Source organism: Flavisolibacter nicotianae (genome assembly GCF_003628535.1).
Taxonomy (GTDB): domain Bacteria; phylum Bacteroidota; class Bacteroidia; order Chitinophagales; family Chitinophagaceae; genus Flavisolibacter; species Flavisolibacter nicotianae.
Window position 1 is genome coordinate 406957 of the sequence record NZ_RBCI01000001.1, and the last position, 17279, is coordinate 424235.

Genomic DNA, 17279 nt, shown 5'->3' on the forward strand with positions numbered 1-17279 from the left:
AACTTCTTTTCTTTGCGGTGCGAAAATCTGTCCGGCTGCAGCAGCAGACAGGGTCAGACAACTTAATTTTTAAACGATAAACCACTCGCAAATGAGTTACATAGCCGAAATTTTTGCCCGCCAGATCCTGGACAGCCGCGGAAATCCGACAGTCGAAGTAGATGTCATCACCGACGATGGCGCCATGGGCCGGGCCGCGGTACCGAGCGGTGCCAGCACTGGCATCCACGAAGCCGTTGAACTGCGTGATAACGATAAAAGCATTTACGTGGGCAAAGGTGTTTTGAAAGCCGTTGCCAATGTAAACGATACCATCGCCCCCGAGCTGGTGGGCTACGACGTGGCGGACCAAACCGGAATCGACCAACTGATGATCCAGCTCGATGGCACAGAGAACAAAGGAAAGCTGGGTGCAAATTCTATCCTGGCCGTGAGCATGGCCGTTGCCAAGGCGGCTGCCGAAGAAGCGGGTCTTCCCCTCTTCCGCTATGTGGGTGGCACCAATGCCAAGACCTTACCGGTTCCGATGATGAACATCCTGAACGGCGGTGCCCATGCCGATAACAAGATCGACTTCCAGGAATTCATGGTAATGCCTGTTGGCGCCTCCTCGTTCAGCGAAGGCCTGCGCTGGGGCGTGGAGATCTTCCATGCACTGAAAACCGTTTTGAAGAAAAAAGGCTACAGCACCAACGTGGGCGACGAAGGCGGCTTTGCCCCCAACATCCAAAGCAACGAAGAAGCCATCGAAACCGTGTTGACGGCCATCGACGCAGCCGGCTACAAGGCAGGCTCGCAGGTGTTCATTGCCATGGACGCCGCCAACAGCGAATTGTACAAAGACGGCAAATACATCTTCCACAAGAGCGACGGCAAAACCATGAGCAGCGAAGAACTGGTGAAGTACTGGGCGAGTTGGGTGGCCCAATACCCGATTTGCTCCATCGAAGACGGCATGGCCGAAGACGACTGGGAAGGCTGGAAAATGCTGACAGAAGCCGTGGGCAGCAAAGTGCAGCTGGTGGGCGACGACCTGTTTGTTACAAACGTAAACCGCCTGTCGCAGGGTATTGAAAAGAGCATTGCCAACGGCCTGCTGGTAAAAGTTAACCAGATCGGAACGGTAACGGAAACCATCAACGCCGTAACCATGGCGCAACACGCCGGTTACAACACCATCATGAGTCACCGCAGCGGCGAAACGGAAGATACCACCATCGCGGATTTGGCTGTTGCATTGAATTGCGGCCAGATCAAAACCGGTTCGGCCAGCCGTACCGACCGCATGGCGAAGTATAACCAATTGATCCGTATTGAAGAATTGCTGGGGGCTTCGGCTTACTATCCCGGTGCAAACCTGAAATTCGGCAAATAGGGATACCATCTGATGGATGACAGATGACAGTCTACTCAAAAATTGTCATCTGTCATCCATCATCTATACTTTTCTACTAAATTTACCGTTAGCTGCTTTTGCATGAAACTGATTCGCCGCATACCGCCTTTCTTTCGCAACAAATACCTGCTTACCCTGGCCGGCTTTGTGGTGTGGATTCTCTTTTTTGACAAAAACGACCTCTTTACCCAGATGGAGCGAAACCGCAACCTGCGGGAAATTGAAAAGAGCAAAGAATACTACACGAAAAAGATCGAGGAAAGCAAAAAATTCTCCGAAGACATCCAGTCCAATGCGGCCGCCATTGAAAAATTTGCCCGGGAAAAATACCTGATGAAGCGGGAGAACGAGGACCTTTTTCTCGTGCAAAAAACCGGCAAGCAGTAATTTCTTTTCGCCACACAATAAGGGCTTTCTTTCTGCGTTTCTATGGGGTAGAATTTAACCTTCTCACCTCCTGTATAAGAAAGCCTATGCACAATTTTTCGCCAGAGGACTTACTCCTTTATCTATACAAAGAGTCTTCCCCTGAACAACGAACCGCCATCGAAGAGGCGCTGAAGAATGACTGGACGTTACGTGAAAAACTGGCTGTCCTCAAAACGGCTATGGAACGTCTGAACCAACTCACGGTTTCGCCGCGAACCGAAGTCGTGCTGAATGTTTTAAAATATGCGGCGGCCCAACAAGCTGTCAAAACATCCTAATCCCTCCCTGCTTACCTTAGCGGCAATGACCCGCAAAGAACGATTCGACGCTTGTGTAGCTTATTTTCAAAAAGCTTTACCCGACGCAGAAACAGAGCTGACTTTCGGCAACACCTACGAACTATTGGTGGCAGTGATCCTGTCGGCACAATGCACCGACAAGCGTGTCAATATGGTCACGCCGGACCTTTTCCGGACGTATCCCGACATTCCTTCGCTGGCCAAAGGAACGTACGATGACGTGTTTGCGCTGATCAAAAGCATTTCGTTTCCCGGCAACAAAAGCCGTCACCTGCTTGGCATGGCCCAAATGGTGGTGGAAAAATTTGGCGGCGAAATTCCCATGACAGTGGAAGAACTGGTACAGTTGCCCGGTGTGGGCAGAAAAACAGCCAATGTGATCACGTCGGTTGTGGACAAACAGCCCAATATGGCGGTGGATACCCATGTATTCCGGGTCTCGGCGCGGATCGGGCTGACAATCGGCGCCAAAAACCCCTTGCAGACCGAAATGCAACTGATCAAATTCATTCCCAAAGACCTTGTTTATATTTTTCACCACTGGCTGATCCTGCATGGCCGCTATGTCTGCGTGGCCCGTAACCCCAAATGCAACGAGTGTGGATTGCGGCCTATGTGTAAATTTTACCACTCAACCATTTTAAAGCAAAAAAAGGTTTCCTGACGGGCCAAAATCCTGAATTGTTTAATAGATTTAATGGAAAGTTGGCCGATCGCAGCCAGTTTGGCGTAGAGGTTGATTATTATACCACGAACGTTAAACATTCCATGACATCCGTTTCAAACACATATGCTGGCTTTAATTCCGTACTATCGCTGAAACCCCTGGTGACCGTATTGAACCGCCTGGTGGCCGAGGACAAGCCCGGCGCCAAAAAGCTGTACCAGCACATTCTTAGCGAAATCGAAAGCAAACCCGAATTGCTGCAGCCTGTTGGCGACACCAGCCTCCTGAAAAAACACGAAGAATTGGTGGAAGCGTTGCTGGCCACGATTTTTACGCCGTCAACCTCCGGCAACCAGGGCCTGTACGCCATCACCTTTCCGTTTAGTTCCGAAACCATCTATGCTTCGCCGGGGTTCAAAAAGATTTTTTTGAAGGAGGGCAATGCGATCAATGTTCCCGACCGCCGGACGACTGTCGACATCACCCGGGCCAGTTTGTCGCTGGCCTATAATGTAATTCTCCGCAAATTATATGGCTTTACCGTGCCGGTCACGGCAACCTCCGTTCACGCCTTCCTGGAAGAAGACGGTATCCTGACCAAGTATTATGAACTGAAGCTGAACGCCGAATTTGTGGACGTAAAATGCATCAACGAAAACTATTCGCTGCCCGAATCCTTCTCGCCACAACGGTCGCTGGAAGTGGACGAGCTGCGGGAAATTTTTCCGTTGGAAAATTTCCAGTTCGAAGGCATGGTCGTGATCGATGTCAACGATGTGACGCAAGACCAGATCACCAACGAGATCAAAAACGCCCTGCTTAACTTCAATGCCTTTACCGACGTAGAAGTATACGACGAGTTGCAGCACCACGTGCAAAGCCTAATCCGGCTTCACGGTGTAAAAATTGGGATTACCCCCTTCTTCCGGAAAAACAACTATTATTTTTATACCGAAACGCATTACCGGAACAGTCTTCTGTTCAAGAACCCGGAGGTCTTTCAACACAAAGACCATATCAGCAATTTGTGCCAGGAAATCTTTCGCAACAACAACCAGCCGGTTTTATACAACACGCTAACCGGTCAAAATGCCCGGCAGAATGAGCTCCTGAAATATTATGTCAGTCTTGGCGCCAGCAGCCTGCTTCTTTGTCCGCTCAAATCCGAGGACGGTACACTGATCGGCCTTTTGGAAATCATGAGCGAGGAGGCGGGCAAGCTGCACTACCAGCACGTATCCCGCATCTTGCCGGCAATCGAGCTGTTTACGCTGGCGCTGAAAAAGACCAGTGAGAGCCTGCAAATGGAGATCGACAAAACGATCAAGGAACATTTCACGGCCATCCAACCGGCTGTGGAATGGAAGTTCACCGAAGCCGCTTTTCACTACATCCAGCACCGCCAGACATCGGAGATGGCGAAAATGCCTGCGATCTCCTTTACAGACGTCTACCCGCTTTACGGTGCGATTGACATTCGCAGTTCTTCTGTGGAACGAAGCAATTCCATTCAACTGGATTTACTGGAGCAACTGACTCTTGCCGACGAGGTTTTAAAGAAGGCCTGCAAAGTGGTGGACTTTCCCATATTAAAGGAAACGCAGTTCCGGATAGAAAAATACATCAATGCCGCGTCGGATACGTTGCTGTCGGATGACGAGATGCAGATCTATGATTTTTTGCAAATTCATCTCGATACCATTTTTCAGAACCTGCTTCAATTAAAGCCGGAACTGAAAAAAGCCATCAACGATTATTTTGCGGCGCTTGATCCGTCACGCAAGATCGTTTATCATCATCGCAAACAATACGAGGACAGCATCACCCGGATCAATGATGCGCTGGACCGGTTTACCGACCAGGAACAGCAAAACATACAGAACATTTACCCGCATTATTTTGAACGCTACATTACCGATGGCGTAGAGTTCAACATTTATGTGGGCCAGTCGATGGCGCCGCACAAACCCTTCAGCGATATTTATGTGCGGAACTTGAAGCTCTGGCAGCTTACGTTTTTAACCAAGGCAGCCCGCCTTACCCATTCGCTGGAAAAACGCCTGCCACTACCCTTGCAAACCACGCAACTGATTCTTGCGCATTCCATCCCGCTGTCCATTTCCTTCCGTCGGAAAGAACGCAAGTTCGATGTAGATGGTGCGTACAACATTCGTTACGAGATCATCAAAAAACGCATCGACAAGGTGCACATCCGCGACTCGGAAGAAAGGCTCACCCAACCCGGCAAAATCGCCATCGTTTACTCGCAGCACAAGGAACTTCTCGAATACCTCGAATACATCGAATTCCTGCAGGGCGAAAAACTGCTGGGCGACAACATCGAGCATTATGACCTGGAAGACACGCAGGGTATCAATGGCCTGAAGGCCGTGCGGGTCGATGTGCTGTTTGAGCCCGAACCGCAGCCTGCCTTAAAGGAAGGATTTGCCAAACTGGGCAAAGAAGAACTGGCGAAGAAGTAGGCGGTTCTCAAAACAAGATTGCAATTTCCCACACGGATTCAACTGCCCTGGCAACATCGTAAACTGTTGCCGGAAATCCTCTCAATTAATGTTCAGGATGGAAAGGCTTTCACAAGTGAAAGATGACGGATGACAGGTAGCGAAACGCCGTACTTTTCTCTGCAGCCAATTGTTTTCGCCTGCGGTGATTGACCATCAACTTGCTATCCGGCCACGGATTATATGATCTATTTATTTAATTTTATTTTTACTATTTGTATCGAACTGTGACCATGCAATGAAAGCCTTATTCCGATGTGAAGTCGAATACCTTCCCAGCCCCCACCTGATGCAGGCCTATGCAGGTTTTTTCGACTTACAAAAGAAAGGCATAGTGGACCTGCATATCTATCCAAAGAAAAACGGCAACATTCGCGAATCAATCTTTAGCGCAACCGTCAACGGGAAGTACAGCGTGGTGTATGATGCCCTGGACGGTATTTGTTGGATCCCCGAGGACAGGCAACAAAACCTGCTGTATTTCCAAAAGCAATGCAATGTTGATTTTTATTTCAAAAGAAGCTTTGACAAAGAACTGCTGGACTATGCGCCTGCCGGTTGCAAGGTTTTTCCTTTGGGCCTGAACTACCCGTTCCGCCCTGAAAAAAATTTGCTCTTTCTCTATCCAACGGCAAAGGGGAAAATCAGGTACTTTTTTGAATCAAACAACTGGGTCCGGAAAGCGCTCCACAAACCCATGTATGTATATGCAAAAGACTTCGAACACTATCCCCTCAGGCACAACGAAGACAAAATTCTGTTCATTGCAAGACTTTGGAATCCAAAGGAGGCCACCACCGAAGAAGCCAGGGAAGAAAGGCATCAAATGAACCAATTACGGGTCGAATACATTCAAGCCTGCAAACGACATTTCGGCCGCTTGTTTACAGGCGGGTTGACGGCCGACTCCTTTACCAACAAATACCACAGCGCATGGGTGCTGCCGGCACACCTGACGGACAGGCACGCCTATTTAACCTGTATGAAAGAGCATTCCATCTGCATTGCAACGGCAGGATTGCACAGCTCAATCCCCTGGAAAGTCGGCGAATTTGTAGCTGCCTCCCGTGCGATCGTTTCGGAACCGATGCACTTCGACGTACCGGGTAATTTTGCCCCGGACAGAAACTACCTGATGTTTGAAAACAGTGATCAACTGCTGCTGCAGATTGAACGGCTTTTAAAAAACAAAGACCAGCTTTTGCGCCTCATGCAACATAATTTTCAGTACTACCACAATTTTCTACGACCCGACATGCTGGTCTTGAATTCGCTTCGCACCGTTGTCCACAACGGCGAATAAGATCCTGTTGACGCCATCGTTTTTACACCGGCAGACAGGGCATTTACAAAGCCAGAACATCGCCTGGCCGGCAACACTGCATTCCAACAGGCAAGCAGCCGGACGAACACTTCGTGTCAACTGAAAATACTTGCCTGAACAGGCTTACCGGCGCTGAAAGGTATAGGTTATGTTGAACGTATTTCCGTTGAGATAGACCTGGTCTGTTCCCCGGAGCGTATAGTTATCAAATTGAGAGATGGCCAAATTCAACTGGTCGTCGGGCAGGATGATGTCCAGTTGCCGGTTGTTATTGGAAAGGCGCCATGTGATGTTCTGCCAGTATGCATTACAGCCCTGTCGCATTTGCCCGGATCCATTCGCGTCGAAGGTGGCGACGATGTCCCGCTGGCAGGTGGTATAGCTGCCATAGAGATCCGTTTCCGTACGGCCGTCGTTATTGAAATCATAAGCCCTGTCGGAAGTAATGCCCGTTACGACCCATGTGCCTTCCAGGCTTTGCTCGTTGGTGATGACATCGCTTTTTTGACAACTCGTAAGGAAAAAAACGAGGAGAGCGGAAAAAGCCAGGAGGTAAATTTTCTTGTACATACGCTTGTTTTTAAGAGGTAAGAATCGCTGTCACTTATCTTCTTGCCCAAATTGTGCCAGAGGAAAAAAACGGGTAAAAAACAACTGATTTTAATGTTTGTTTAAGTAAAAAAAGGAGAGCCCTTTGCTCTCCTTTGTCACAAACACCAGGGTGTTTTAAAACCGGAAGCCGAGACTTACATAGGGCAATAGCTTTTCTTCGTTGGAATGTGCAACCGATACGGTAATCACCCAGCGCCGGATGGGGGCCAGCCAGATACCGCCACCATAGCCATCGTGCCAGCGACCGGATTTGTCGTTGTCGGCATAAACCCGTCCAATGTCGTTGAAGAATAAGAGGCCTAAAGAGCCCGGGAACAGATAGGTGTTGAAGTCGGCAAGTCGCAGCCGCAGTTCGGTGTTCTGGAAAAGCATGCTGCGGCCGGCAAAGCGGTTACGCCGGAAACCACGAAGGTTGTCCGGACCACTGAGGTACTGCGCCTGGGGTATTTCGAATGCACCGTAATTCCTGGCCCAGCCAAGGCGGAAGCCGTAAACAGCCGTGGGATTTTCTTTGAACGAGGCCAGGATGCTCAGGTCAAAATGTGCCTGGGTCAGGGGATTGCTTCCGGGTGTCAGGCCAAACAATTGTTTAATGCCGGCATCGAGCACAAGACCGCGGGTGGGCAGGTTGGGATTGTTGCGGGAATTGATATCAACCCTGGCCTCGGCACCGGCATACAGCTTGCGGTCGTAAAGACCATCCATGTCGACACCCGCGAGCTGGCCATTGCCTAAAAACTTGCCGGCGTTTTCTTTTTGCCGGATATGGAAGTACTGAAATGTAGGACCATAATTGATTCGCATCCACGACTGCAGGTGGCGGCGCAGCAAAACCGAAACGTTGCTAAACGAATAGCGGGCCCGGTAATACTGGTAGCCGCCCGGAAGCGTTTTGTCAAAAACCGTGTTGTTGCCAATGCCAAAGAAATTGGTCACGTTTACCGGTACCCGCAGATCGGCTCGCACCAGGAGGTCGTTGATTCCAATGACCTTTGTGAAATCGCCGTCGTAGGTAAAATAGTACGAGTTGGTGCGAACCGCATGCGCCGCCCGGATGATGTGCCGCGTGCTGTAGGGGTCTTTACGGAAGCCGTGCGTTACCCATTCGGCCCTGCCGCCCAGGAAAACGCCGTCATCGACATTGTACGTGACAGACAGGCTTGGCTTAAAATAGCCATAGTTGTAATAAATGCGGTTGTATTCGTTGTTCCGCGGATCGGGGCTGATGCGTTTGATAAAACCACCCTCGTTGCCGGCAAACCGGTTTTCCTCAAAGTTTACGTCGTATACCCTGATGCGTTTGCCGGCGTTGCTTTCATTGGCAAAAACATCTTCATCGGGCCCGCCAATGATCCGGACTTTGATGCTGGTGCGTTTGTTGCCGCGTATCACAAAGCTGTCTTTTCCTTCCAGGCCGTAAACCTGGAGCTGCCGGGTCAGGCTTCCATCAAACTGGCGGTCGTAGATCTTGCTGCTCACGACATTGTTCTTGTCGATTTTCTGAACGGTGACATGCAGCTTGTTTCCGGGTAATTTCTCCAGCACAAATAGCTCCCGCTGATTGGTTCCGACAACATTGACTTCTTTTGCCAGAAAATCGTAATAGCTTTTCATCTCCTGTTTGAAGTAAGTACGCCGGGCTTTTAGCTTCTTCACAATGTCGTCGTAATGAAATGCCCTGACCTCTTTGGGCTGCTGCGCCAGGGCTTGCTCTATCACCTTGTCGGTCATGCGTGAGAGAAAAGTATCTACCTGTTTGTCCCAGGTTTCCCAGGTCAGTTCGTTCAGGAAAAAGCGGTCGAAGTTCCGGGCTGGCTTATTAAATGTCCGGATATTGTAGGCTTTTTTATCAAATCCCTGCAGCTCCGGGACCAGCCAGGGGCTGCGGGCAAAATAGGGAAGGATGCCCTGGTTGGTGAAAAAGATCTGGTCCTGGTCTTTGGGAATGGGGAAATAGATTTTCCCCTTGCCTGTGTCTTTCGAAGCCCAGTCCCACTGCCCTTCGTGCCGGTCAAAGTCCATGTAAAAATTGTCGAGCAGGCGGGCCCGCAGCACACTCACCTGGTCGATATGGTCATCATTGTCCTTGGCCAGCTTTAACACGATCTCGTCCGTATTGTTTTTTTTCTGCACGCCTTCGGGATCCCGCTCTTCCATGATCACCATCGAATTTTGGAAGGTGGAACGGAAACGGCCCAACCGCGGATCATCGGGGATGTAAACCACCTTTTTGCGATGATAAGGCACGCCGGCCGCCCTGGCCATGGGCTCTACAGACAAGCTGCCAAACGGATACGACGCCGAAATTCCCTGCGTGACAATGTCTTTGACAAAGGTTTCCCGCAGATCGGCCGGGATGGCTGCTTCCGGGTATTTTTCTACCGAGCGCAGAGACCATTCCTTGCCGCTGGTGTCGGTCACACGAAGCGACTTCGTTTGCTTGCCGCCACCCAGTTTGGTTGGCTTTAAGCCACCCAGTTCTTTACCCACATCCAGCACGGGCACTCTAATCGGCGTCGTCCATTCCTGGCGGTAGTTTTCGCCCAAAAACAGTTTGCCCCAGCCCGACCCTTTCAGCTTTGGGTCGGCAGCAATCAATACCGAATCCGGCAGCACCGGGATGCTGTCCTTTGAAATTGCTACCGGCGGTGCCGTAATGGTGGGCATGTCCCGCGCAAACGTGGGTGCCGACAGGTCTTTGCTGTGAATATTGTAAAACCGGGTAGTGACCTTTCCGCTTTTGTGTACTTCCAGCATCGCCAATCCGTTTTCAAGGTCGTTGAAAAGCAGGCGGCCGGCCCTGTTTTCTTTGACGCGGCTGGAGTAACTGCCCGCGCCACTGACAATCTGGTAAATCGTATCCTTTTGAATATTGCGCTGAATGAACTGCAGGCTGTGGTCGTGACCCGAGGCAATGATGGCATTCGGATGACTGCGAAGGGCTGCCTCAATCGCCTTGGCCATGCCCTGGTAAAGCGGGTGCCGCACATCCTGCAGGTTGCCGAAAACACCGCGTGTAATGGGATAAACGGAACCCAGCCCCGGCAGCGGGACCCACAGGTTTTTATTGAGTGCGGTGAGAGGAAAAATGTGTTCCTTCCAGGTATAATCACCGCCGTGCACGCCAAACGAAAAAATTGGGTGGTGCGTCACCACCAGCAACAACTGGTTTTTGTGTTCCTCGGCAATTTCTTTCAACTGGGTGGCAAATTCATCCACGGTGCGACTGGCGCAGGAAGATTCGGGTCCCGGCTTGTCGTGGATATACAGGAACCACTGGCTGTCGATAAAAACAACAGCCACCTGGTTATTGAGGTCCAGTTCGTCGGGGCCCGGGCAACCACCGGTCTGCGGCATGGATTGAATGTTTTTGTGGCCGGCACCGTTAATATAATTCTGTTGGTTGCGGATCCGCTGCAGCCCGCCCAGCTTCCCGTTTTCCCAATCGTGGTTGCCGGGAATAAAAAACGCTCTGCCCTGCTTGCCCACAAAAGGTTTCATCAGGTAATCGATCACCTGCTTGGCCTCGGTGTAACCGGCTTCGCCTTTCATGGGCATACCGAGGGGATAAATATTGTCGCCCAGAAAAATAGCCGTGTTGCGTTCGTCGTTCCAGTCCACATTTTTTTGCAGCCAGTCGATCACCGGGTGGGTACCGTTGGGCCCCACGATTTCACCCGCATCCCCGATTAAAAAAATCCGCTGGCTGATGGTATCGGTTTGGGCAGTGCAAACAGATGCCGCCAGCAGCAGGCAAAAAGTCAGTACTCTTCTCATGGTTCTATTTTTTCTTTTCCGTCTCGGTTTGATAAGGAAAAACCAAAAGGGTTGGCTTGCCGAATTTCTTTTCATTGCTTATGAACATCGTGCCATTGGGTGCAAAAGCAATGCCTTCGGCCTGCGGAAATAAATCAGGATTCAGTTCATAGGCCTCCGCCACTTTGCCCCGCGTATCGGTTACTACCAGCAGGTTGCCGGCAGAAGAAAGAATGTAGAGTCGCTTGTTGAGGGGATGGATCGCCGCCGCCGAGGGGTCGAACTTGGCATTGTCAGTTTTCAAAACGGCTTTTACATCGTCTTTGCTGATGGTATAGAACTCGGTGCTGTCGAAGGTTTTTGTTTTGAGGTCGAAGCGGTATGCCGTTCTTGTGCCGCTGCCTTTTTCATGGGCGCAGGTCTTGCAGAGCATCACCAGGCTGTTGATCGACGGATCGTAATACAGCGTTTCAAAATCATTCACTCCTCCCAGGTTCAGGGCGTAGGTTTTCATGCCGGCCGTGTCGGTTGCCTTTTCGGGCAGTTCCACAATTTCCCCGCGGCTCATAAGAAGATACAGGTTGGCATTGACCTTTACAAGGTCTTCCAGGTCACTGTCTTTGGGAACCACCTTGCTGGTGTAGTCTTTTAGTTTGATGTTGCGCAAGTCCAGTTCAAACACCTGTTCTTTGCTGTCGGAAATGGCCAGCAAATCGCCGTTTTCCTTGTTGAAGCAAATCCCGGAAATTTCGTTGAGCACTTTTCCCAGTGGGACGATTTGTGGTTTGTCGATCCGGTAGCCCTCCGGGGAGATGGTTTGCTTTTGTTTGCAGCCCATACCAAACAGCAGGGCACACACGAAAACTAAAAAACCGGATGGCAGGCATTCCTTTTGAAACAACATTTTCATCATTTGTTACTTTTACTTCATCAAACAATGCACCAACTACCATGAACGAAGCAAACAGCCAATTGTTGGCCGCAGCAAGAGCCCATGTCACCGATATCTACCAACACAAGGTAAACCCGGAATTTGTTTTCCATAACCTGGAACATACCGAAGACGTCGTGGAAGCCTGCAGCCACATGGCCGATTACTACCACCTGAACGAAGAAGACCGGCTGGTGCTCCTGGTTGCTGCATGGTTTCATGATGTTGGTTATTCCGCCGGGAAACCCGAAGGACACGAAGAGGTCAGCGTGCAAATTGCCACCCATTTTCTGCAGGGCCGGCGCATCGACGAGACCATCGTGCAGCGGGTCACATCCTGCATCCAGGCCACCCGCATGCCGCAGTCGCCGGTAAGCCTCATCGAAAAGATCCTGTGCGATGCCGACCTGTATCATCTGTCCACGGAAGATTTCAGGGCCCGCAACGGCCTGCTGAAACAGGAACGCGAATTCATCCTCGAACACAAAATTGATAAAAAGGAATGGCGAAAAAGCAACGTTGAATTCCTGGAACACCACAAATATTTCACCGAGTACGGACAGGATTATCTTGAGTCAAAAAAAGCAGAAAACCTGGCACTCATTCAAAAGAAAAAAGACGCCAAAAAAGGCGCCGCCCCCGAAGAAGAGTCCCAGGCTTTTCCCTATGTGACGAGCGCCGACACGACGGAAAAGGAATCGAAAGACACGGAACGCGGAATCCAAACCATGTTTCGCACCACTTCGCACAACCACCTCGAACTGAGCGGCATGGCCGACAGCAAAGCCCATATCCTGATCACGGTGAACTCCATCATTCTTTCGGTCAGCGTTTCTTACTTTGCGCCCAAGGTGCGGTACGATACCGAGTTTTCTTCTTACCTCATTCCAACGGCCATCCTGATCCTCACCTGCCTGGTCTCCATCACCAGTTCCATCCTGGCTACCCGGCCGTCCATCAGCAGCGGCCGTTTTACCGAAGAAGACATTCGCAACAAAAAAACCAACCTGCTTTTCTTCGGCAACTTTCACAAAATGCAGTTGCAGGATTACCAGTGGGGCATGAACCAAATGATGCGGGACAAAGAATACCTGTACAACACCATGATGATGGACATTTATTTCCTGGGCGTAGTGCTGGCCCGCAAATACCGGTACCTGCGCATTGCCTATACCGTGTTCATGGTGGGTTTGATCATTGCCGTAATTGCCTTTGGCATTGCCTGGCTTGCCATGGATTCATCGGCCACTACCAACCAAAGTATCAAGACGCTGGATTATTAGCGGCTATCGTAAACCGCACTAGTTTGAGTGGTAAAATAAGAGGCGCTTCGTTATTCACTATTCTCTATTCACAAAACCGTTTCCTGTCCAATTGCAGCATCTTTGCCAGCCATGCGTAAAGGCTTTTCTTTTCCCAAGGTCAGTGATGCACTGAACGGCATTGTTGCCGCCAGCCGGCAGGCAACGTTTCTAAAGCCCTTTGCTCTCCGGCAAAAAGGCGCCCGCGGCAGGGCGGTGTTTGCCCTGGGCGTTGTGTGTTTTTTATGGGGCACAACATGGGTGGCTTCCAAGGAAGGCGTACGCCACATGCCGGCCCTTCAGCTGGCAGGGCTGCGGCAAAGCATCGGTGGCCTCCTTTACGTGTTGTTCTTCGTGTCGAAAGGCGCCAGTTTCCCCAAAGGAAAAGAATGGGGTCCCATCGTGGTGCTGGGCCTGTTAAACTTCACACTCAGCAACGGGCTTTCTACCTGGGGGGTCAAATTCATTTCAGCGGGACTCGGTGCGATCATTGGCTCCATCTTCCCGCTTTGGCTGGTAGTGATCCATTTTTTTGGCAGCCGGTCAACCATGAATCGACGCACCATCCTGGGACTTGTACTCGGCTTTTTTGGCATTTGCGTCATTTTTTACGAACACCTGCAGGACTTCTTTGATCCGCAGTTCCGCTTTGGCATCCTGCTCTCGCTTATCTCCACATGGTCGTGGGCCTTCGGCACCCTGTACACAAAGGAACATGCATTGAAGTTCAACGCCTATTTTGCCCTTGGCCTGCAGATGATCATCTCCGGGCCGCTGCTTTATTTTATTTCGGCAATCACGCACAACAACATCCCCTTTGGTGCCATCCCCTGGCAGTCCTGGGCAGCCATCGGTTACCTTGCGGTCTTTGGCTCGGTGCTTTCCTTTATCGCCTACCTCTATGCCCTGCAAAATTTGCCAACCGAACAGGCGTCGATCTATGCTTACATCAATCCGGTGGTGGCCTTTGCCATCGGTGCCGTTTTTTTCGGCGAAAAAATTACCGCTGCCATCGTGATCGGAATTTTAATTACCCTGTATGGTGTCTATATCGTCAACCGGTCGGTGCGGAGGAATAGGGAGGCGTAGTGCTACTGCTTCACGAAGAGTTAGTTGATGACGGATGACAGTATGGAGAAAGGCAATTAGCTATCAGCAATCGGCTATCAGCAGTCAGCAATTTGTAGTAGAACAGCGGGTGTGCTTTGCTCTGCAGATGTTTTTTCAGCCGGATCGTGGATTGGTGAACAGCGAGTAGCCCGCTGTGAGAAACGCCTTGCAGAACAAAACCCTTCCGGAAGTTCGGAAGGGTTTTGTTGACCACTATCTCTTTGAATTTGATGGCTACTGGCGACAGGCTTTCAACACAAAATGCTCGTAAGCATTCCGCCATCCTTCGAAGACTTCGTCCACGCCCAGAAAGCTGTTGTGCCAGATAACGATCATGGTTCCATTCACGGCACGAATGGATTCGTAATAGGCCAGCATTTCCTGCAAGGCTTCTGCAGCGGATTTTTTTTCTTCGTAATAGGCGTTGGCATCCATGAAGCAAAACGGGTGGATGCGCAGCGGGGTTTTAGTCTCGCTTTTCAGGTCGTACCAAAAAAACGGCAGCGCTACCGATGCCCGGAAACCATTGACCGTGCCGTAGCCCATGGAATAATCATCGAGGATGCCAACGGCGATAAGCCGCCGGTACGTGGCCGGCAGGGAAAACCGCAGGTAGTGCTGGCGTGAAGCCGTGATGGTTTGTTCCGCAACTTTTTCCAGCCAGCTTTTTTCTTTCGGCAGAAAAGCGGGGTGATCGCTGCTGGCCCACGAGGGATGAAGGCCGATCGTGTAGCTGGCCGCCGTTTGCCGGACAAGGTCCAGGAAAGCGGGACTTTGCACATCAATATTCCGGTCGTATCGCCCCTGCTGCTGCGCCACCAGGAAAAAATAAAGTGGCTTCAATCCCAGCTGGTGGTGCAGGTCGTCCATCCACTCGTAGGCATCGAACGGATCGCGGCGCTTGCCCCGGATCACCCGGATACGATACACCATCGATTTCCATTTGCCGGTTAAAAACAATTTGGCAATCGCACCGGCATTGCGCTTGAACCCCTTGTTCCTGTAGCTCCAGGCAATGTCGATATCGTAGGTTGGCTGGAAACAAAATTCGGGTGCGGGCAGTTGCAGGTCCGGGAAATGCGTGGTGAGCAGGTTTCTAAAGTCTTCCAGCCAAAGGTTAACGAGTGGCAGGTGCAGAAAGCCCTCTTTGAACGCCAGCGACGACTGATGGGCATAGCGTCCGTAGGCGTCCACCTGGTGCGGCAGGTATTCCTCGTAACGGGAAAGAAGAAAGAAAATTCCCGCAAACAAATCAAAGCCCGTATCACCTTCCGTTTTGAAGAAGGCTCTTTTCCCGCGGAGATCGAAACACTCAACTTTTACCGGGCGAATGGTGGATTCGAAAAGTAGGACGTGCGAATGAATCCAGATTTCGTTTTGCAGCAGCCGGTGATAGCTGTAGTTGATCTTGTGCGGATCGGGATGGACGAGGTATTTCTCTTCGTCGCAAATGAGTTTGATGGGTGTATGGTAGTACTGCGACAGAAAGTCAACGACGTATTGCAGACGTGACGTTAACGTATGGCTGTAAATGATCACACTGTAAATTAAGGCCTTTTCCTGTTCCGTTCTTTCCAAAGTTCATTGAACGATTTGGCCGGAAAGGCAATCGGCGCACGGTGCTTGCCCCAGTCCTTTACAAAACGGTTCACCGCCCAGCCTTTCATTTTCCCCGGGCCGGCATTCATCAGCGACCGGTTCAGCATGGCCGTTTTCCAAACCTTCCAGGCCATTTTCTCGGTCAGTGCGGCCTCGCCGTCTTCCACGGCTTCGTGGCGGTTTTCGAGGAGCAGTTCGTGCAGGTTAATTTTCACGGCACATACTTCGGTGCAATTGCCGCACAGCGACGACGCGTAGCTAAGGTGCTTCCATTCGCCCAGGTCTTTGAGGTGCGGCGTAATGACCGAACCGATTGGACCACTGTACGTCGTCTCGTACGAGTGTCCGCCAATGTTTTTGTACACGGGGCAGGCGTTGAGACAGGCGCCGCAGCGAATGCAATAGAGCGACTCACGGGTTTTGGCATTGGCCAGGATGTTGGTGCGGCCATTGTCCAACAAAATCACATACATCTCTTCAGGACCGTCTTCTTCGCCCTGTTGCCGCGGACCGGCAACGATCGTGTTGTACGAGGTCACCCGCTGACCGGTGCCGAAGGTGGCAAGCAAGGGCCAGAACAGAGACAGGTCGGTGAGGGAAGGAATCACCTTTTCGATGCCGGCAATGACGATGTGGGTTTTGGGCCAGGCGCAACTCAATCGGGCATTGCCTTCGTTTTCGGTTACAGCGATGGCGCCGGAATCGGCGATGATAAAATTGGCGCCGGTAATGCCCACCTGCGCCTGCGTGTATTTTTCCCGCAGCTTTTCGCGGGCTACCAGCGTTAATTCGCTGGGCGAAAGGTTGGCTGGCGTGCCCAGCTTGTTACTGAACAATTTGGCAACGTCTTCCTTGCTTTTGTGCATGGCAGGCGTCACGATGTGATAGGGCGGCTCGTCGTCGAGTTGCTGGATGTATTCACCCAGGTCGGTTTCCACACTTTCGATGTTGTGCTTTGCGAGGAATTTGTTGAGGTGCAATTCTTCTGTCACCATGCTTTTGCTTTTGACCAGCGTGGTGCATTTCTTAGCCTGGCAGATCTTCAGGATTTCTGCCAGTGCTTCCTCCGCCGTCTCGGCCCACAGCACTTTTGCGCCCCGTTGCGTGATCTGTGTCTCGAATGTTTCGAGGCACTGGTCCAGGTTTTCAATGGCCTGCCACTTCAGGTTCTTGGCTTTTTCCCTTGCCAGGTGTATATCGGTAAACTGCTGTTTGCCCGTAGGCACAACAGCGTTGTAGCGGGAGATGTTGAAATTGATTTTGCGGCGGTGTTCGCGGTCGGCTGCTTTAACGGTACTCTTCGCCTTGAAAGAGGAGGAATGTTCTGACATGC

At 51.0% G+C, this 17279-nt stretch carries 13 protein-coding genes; 8 read left to right on the forward strand and 5 right to left on the reverse strand.

Features of this window, described 5'->3' with window-relative positions:
- Positions 1-91: 91 nt before the first annotated feature.
- The 6 genes from eno to D6024_RS01750 all read left to right on the forward strand — a co-directional run bounded on the left by eno (position 92) and on the right by D6024_RS01750 (position 6616).
- On the forward strand, positions 92-1375 hold the full coding sequence (gene eno, locus D6024_RS01725) for a phosphopyruvate hydratase (protein ID WP_121352479.1): 1284 nt from the start codon (positions 92-94) through the stop codon (positions 1373-1375).
- 102 nt (positions 1376-1477) lie between these two features.
- Positions 1478-1783 carry an FtsB family cell division protein gene (locus D6024_RS01730; protein WP_121352480.1) on the forward strand — a complete coding sequence of 102 codons (306 nt, stop codon included), beginning with the start codon at positions 1478-1480 and terminating at the stop codon, positions 1781-1783.
- 86 nt (positions 1784-1869) lie between these two features.
- Positions 1870-2103: a hypothetical protein gene (locus D6024_RS01735; RefSeq protein WP_121352481.1), complete on the forward strand. Its 234-nt coding sequence runs from the start codon at positions 1870-1872 to the stop codon at positions 2101-2103.
- Between the two features lie 25 nt (positions 2104-2128).
- Positions 2129-2788, forward strand: coding sequence for an endonuclease III (gene nth, locus D6024_RS01740; RefSeq protein WP_121352482.1), 660 nt, complete (start codon positions 2129-2131; stop codon positions 2786-2788).
- 17 nt (positions 2789-2805) lie between these two features.
- Positions 2806-5274 (forward strand): hypothetical protein, encoded by a 2469-nt coding sequence (locus tag D6024_RS01745; RefSeq protein WP_162944469.1) that lies wholly within the window; start codon positions 2806-2808, stop codon positions 5272-5274.
- Between the two features lie 277 nt (positions 5275-5551).
- Positions 5552-6616, forward strand: a complete 1065-nt coding sequence (locus D6024_RS01750) for a hypothetical protein (protein ID WP_121352484.1) — start codon at positions 5552-5554, stop codon at positions 6614-6616.
- Positions 6617-6760: 144 nt separating this feature from the next.
- On the opposite strand, the gene D6024_RS01755 is transcribed toward D6024_RS01750, so the two are convergent.
- The 3 genes from D6024_RS01755 to D6024_RS01765 form a co-directional block, all read right to left on the reverse strand.
- Positions 6761-7207: a DUF5004 domain-containing protein gene (locus tag D6024_RS01755; protein ID WP_121352485.1), complete on the reverse strand. Its 447-nt coding sequence runs from the start codon at positions 7205-7207 to the stop codon at positions 6761-6763.
- A 156-nt stretch (positions 7208-7363) separates the two neighbouring features.
- Entirely contained in the window at positions 7364-11026 is a 3663-nt protein-coding gene (locus tag D6024_RS01760) for a BamA/TamA family outer membrane protein (protein ID WP_162944470.1), read from the reverse strand.
- Positions 11027-11030: 4 nt separating this feature from the next.
- Positions 11031-11918 (reverse strand): SdiA-regulated domain-containing protein, encoded by an 888-nt coding sequence (locus D6024_RS01765; protein ID WP_121353450.1) that lies wholly within the window; start codon positions 11916-11918, stop codon positions 11031-11033.
- A 38-nt stretch (positions 11919-11956) separates the two neighbouring features.
- Here D6024_RS01765 and D6024_RS01770 point away from each other — a divergent pair, with 38 nt between their 5' ends.
- Positions 11957-13219 carry a Pycsar system effector family protein gene (locus tag D6024_RS01770; RefSeq protein WP_162944471.1) on the forward strand — a complete coding sequence of 421 codons (1263 nt, stop codon included), beginning with the start codon at positions 11957-11959 and terminating at the stop codon, positions 13217-13219.
- A gap of 111 nt (positions 13220-13330) precedes the next feature.
- The gene (locus D6024_RS01775; protein WP_121352488.1) at positions 13331-14326 is read left to right on the forward strand and encodes a DMT family transporter; all 996 of its coding nucleotides are present in this window, start codon (positions 13331-13333) and stop codon (positions 14324-14326) included.
- A gap of 255 nt (positions 14327-14581) precedes the next feature.
- Here the strand turns inward: D6024_RS01775 and D6024_RS01780 are convergent, their stop codons facing one another.
- On the reverse strand, positions 14582-15925 hold the full coding sequence (locus D6024_RS01780) for a polysaccharide deacetylase family protein (RefSeq protein ID WP_121352489.1): 1344 nt from the start codon (positions 15923-15925) through the stop codon (positions 14582-14584).
- Positions 15895-17277, reverse strand: a complete 1383-nt coding sequence (locus D6024_RS01785) for a LutB/LldF family L-lactate oxidation iron-sulfur protein (RefSeq protein WP_121352490.1) — start codon at positions 17275-17277, stop codon at positions 15895-15897. The genes D6024_RS01780 and D6024_RS01785 overlap by 31 nt, the downstream gene beginning before the upstream one ends.
- Positions 17278-17279 lie beyond the last annotated feature (2 nt).

Excerpts from the sequence above, each read along its gene's own strand:
- eno (WP_121352479.1), top strand. The coding sequence starts at position 92 with ATGAGTTACATAGCCGAAATTTTTGCCCGCCAGATCCTGGACAGCCGC.
- D6024_RS01730 (WP_121352480.1), top strand. The coding sequence starts at position 1,478 with ATGAAACTGATTCGCCGCATACCGCCTTTCTTTCGCAACAAATACCTG.
- D6024_RS01735 (WP_121352481.1), top strand. The coding sequence starts at position 1,870 with ATGCACAATTTTTCGCCAGAGGACTTACTCCTTTATCTATACAAAGAG.
- nth (WP_121352482.1), top strand. The coding sequence starts at position 2,129 with ATGACCCGCAAAGAACGATTCGACGCTTGTGTAGCTTATTTTCAAAAA.
- D6024_RS01750 (WP_121352484.1), top strand. The coding sequence starts at position 5,552 with ATGAAAGCCTTATTCCGATGTGAAGTCGAATACCTTCCCAGCCCCCAC.
- D6024_RS01755 (WP_121352485.1), bottom strand. The coding sequence starts at position 7,207 with ATGTACAAGAAAATTTACCTCCTGGCTTTTTCCGCTCTCCTCGTTTTT.
- D6024_RS01760 (WP_162944470.1), bottom strand. The coding sequence starts at position 11,026 with ATGAGAAGAGTACTGACTTTTTGCCTGCTGCTGGCGGCATCTGTTTGC.
- D6024_RS01765 (WP_121353450.1), bottom strand. The coding sequence starts at position 11,918 with ATGATGAAAATGTTGTTTCAAAAGGAATGCCTGCCATCCGGTTTTTTA.
- D6024_RS01770 (WP_162944471.1), top strand. The coding sequence starts at position 11,957 with ATGAACGAAGCAAACAGCCAATTGTTGGCCGCAGCAAGAGCCCATGTC.
- D6024_RS01775 (WP_121352488.1), top strand. The coding sequence starts at position 13,331 with ATGCGTAAAGGCTTTTCTTTTCCCAAGGTCAGTGATGCACTGAACGGC.
- D6024_RS01785 (WP_121352490.1), bottom strand. The coding sequence starts at position 17,277 with ATGTCAGAACATTCCTCCTCTTTCAAGGCGAAGAGTACCGTTAAAGCA.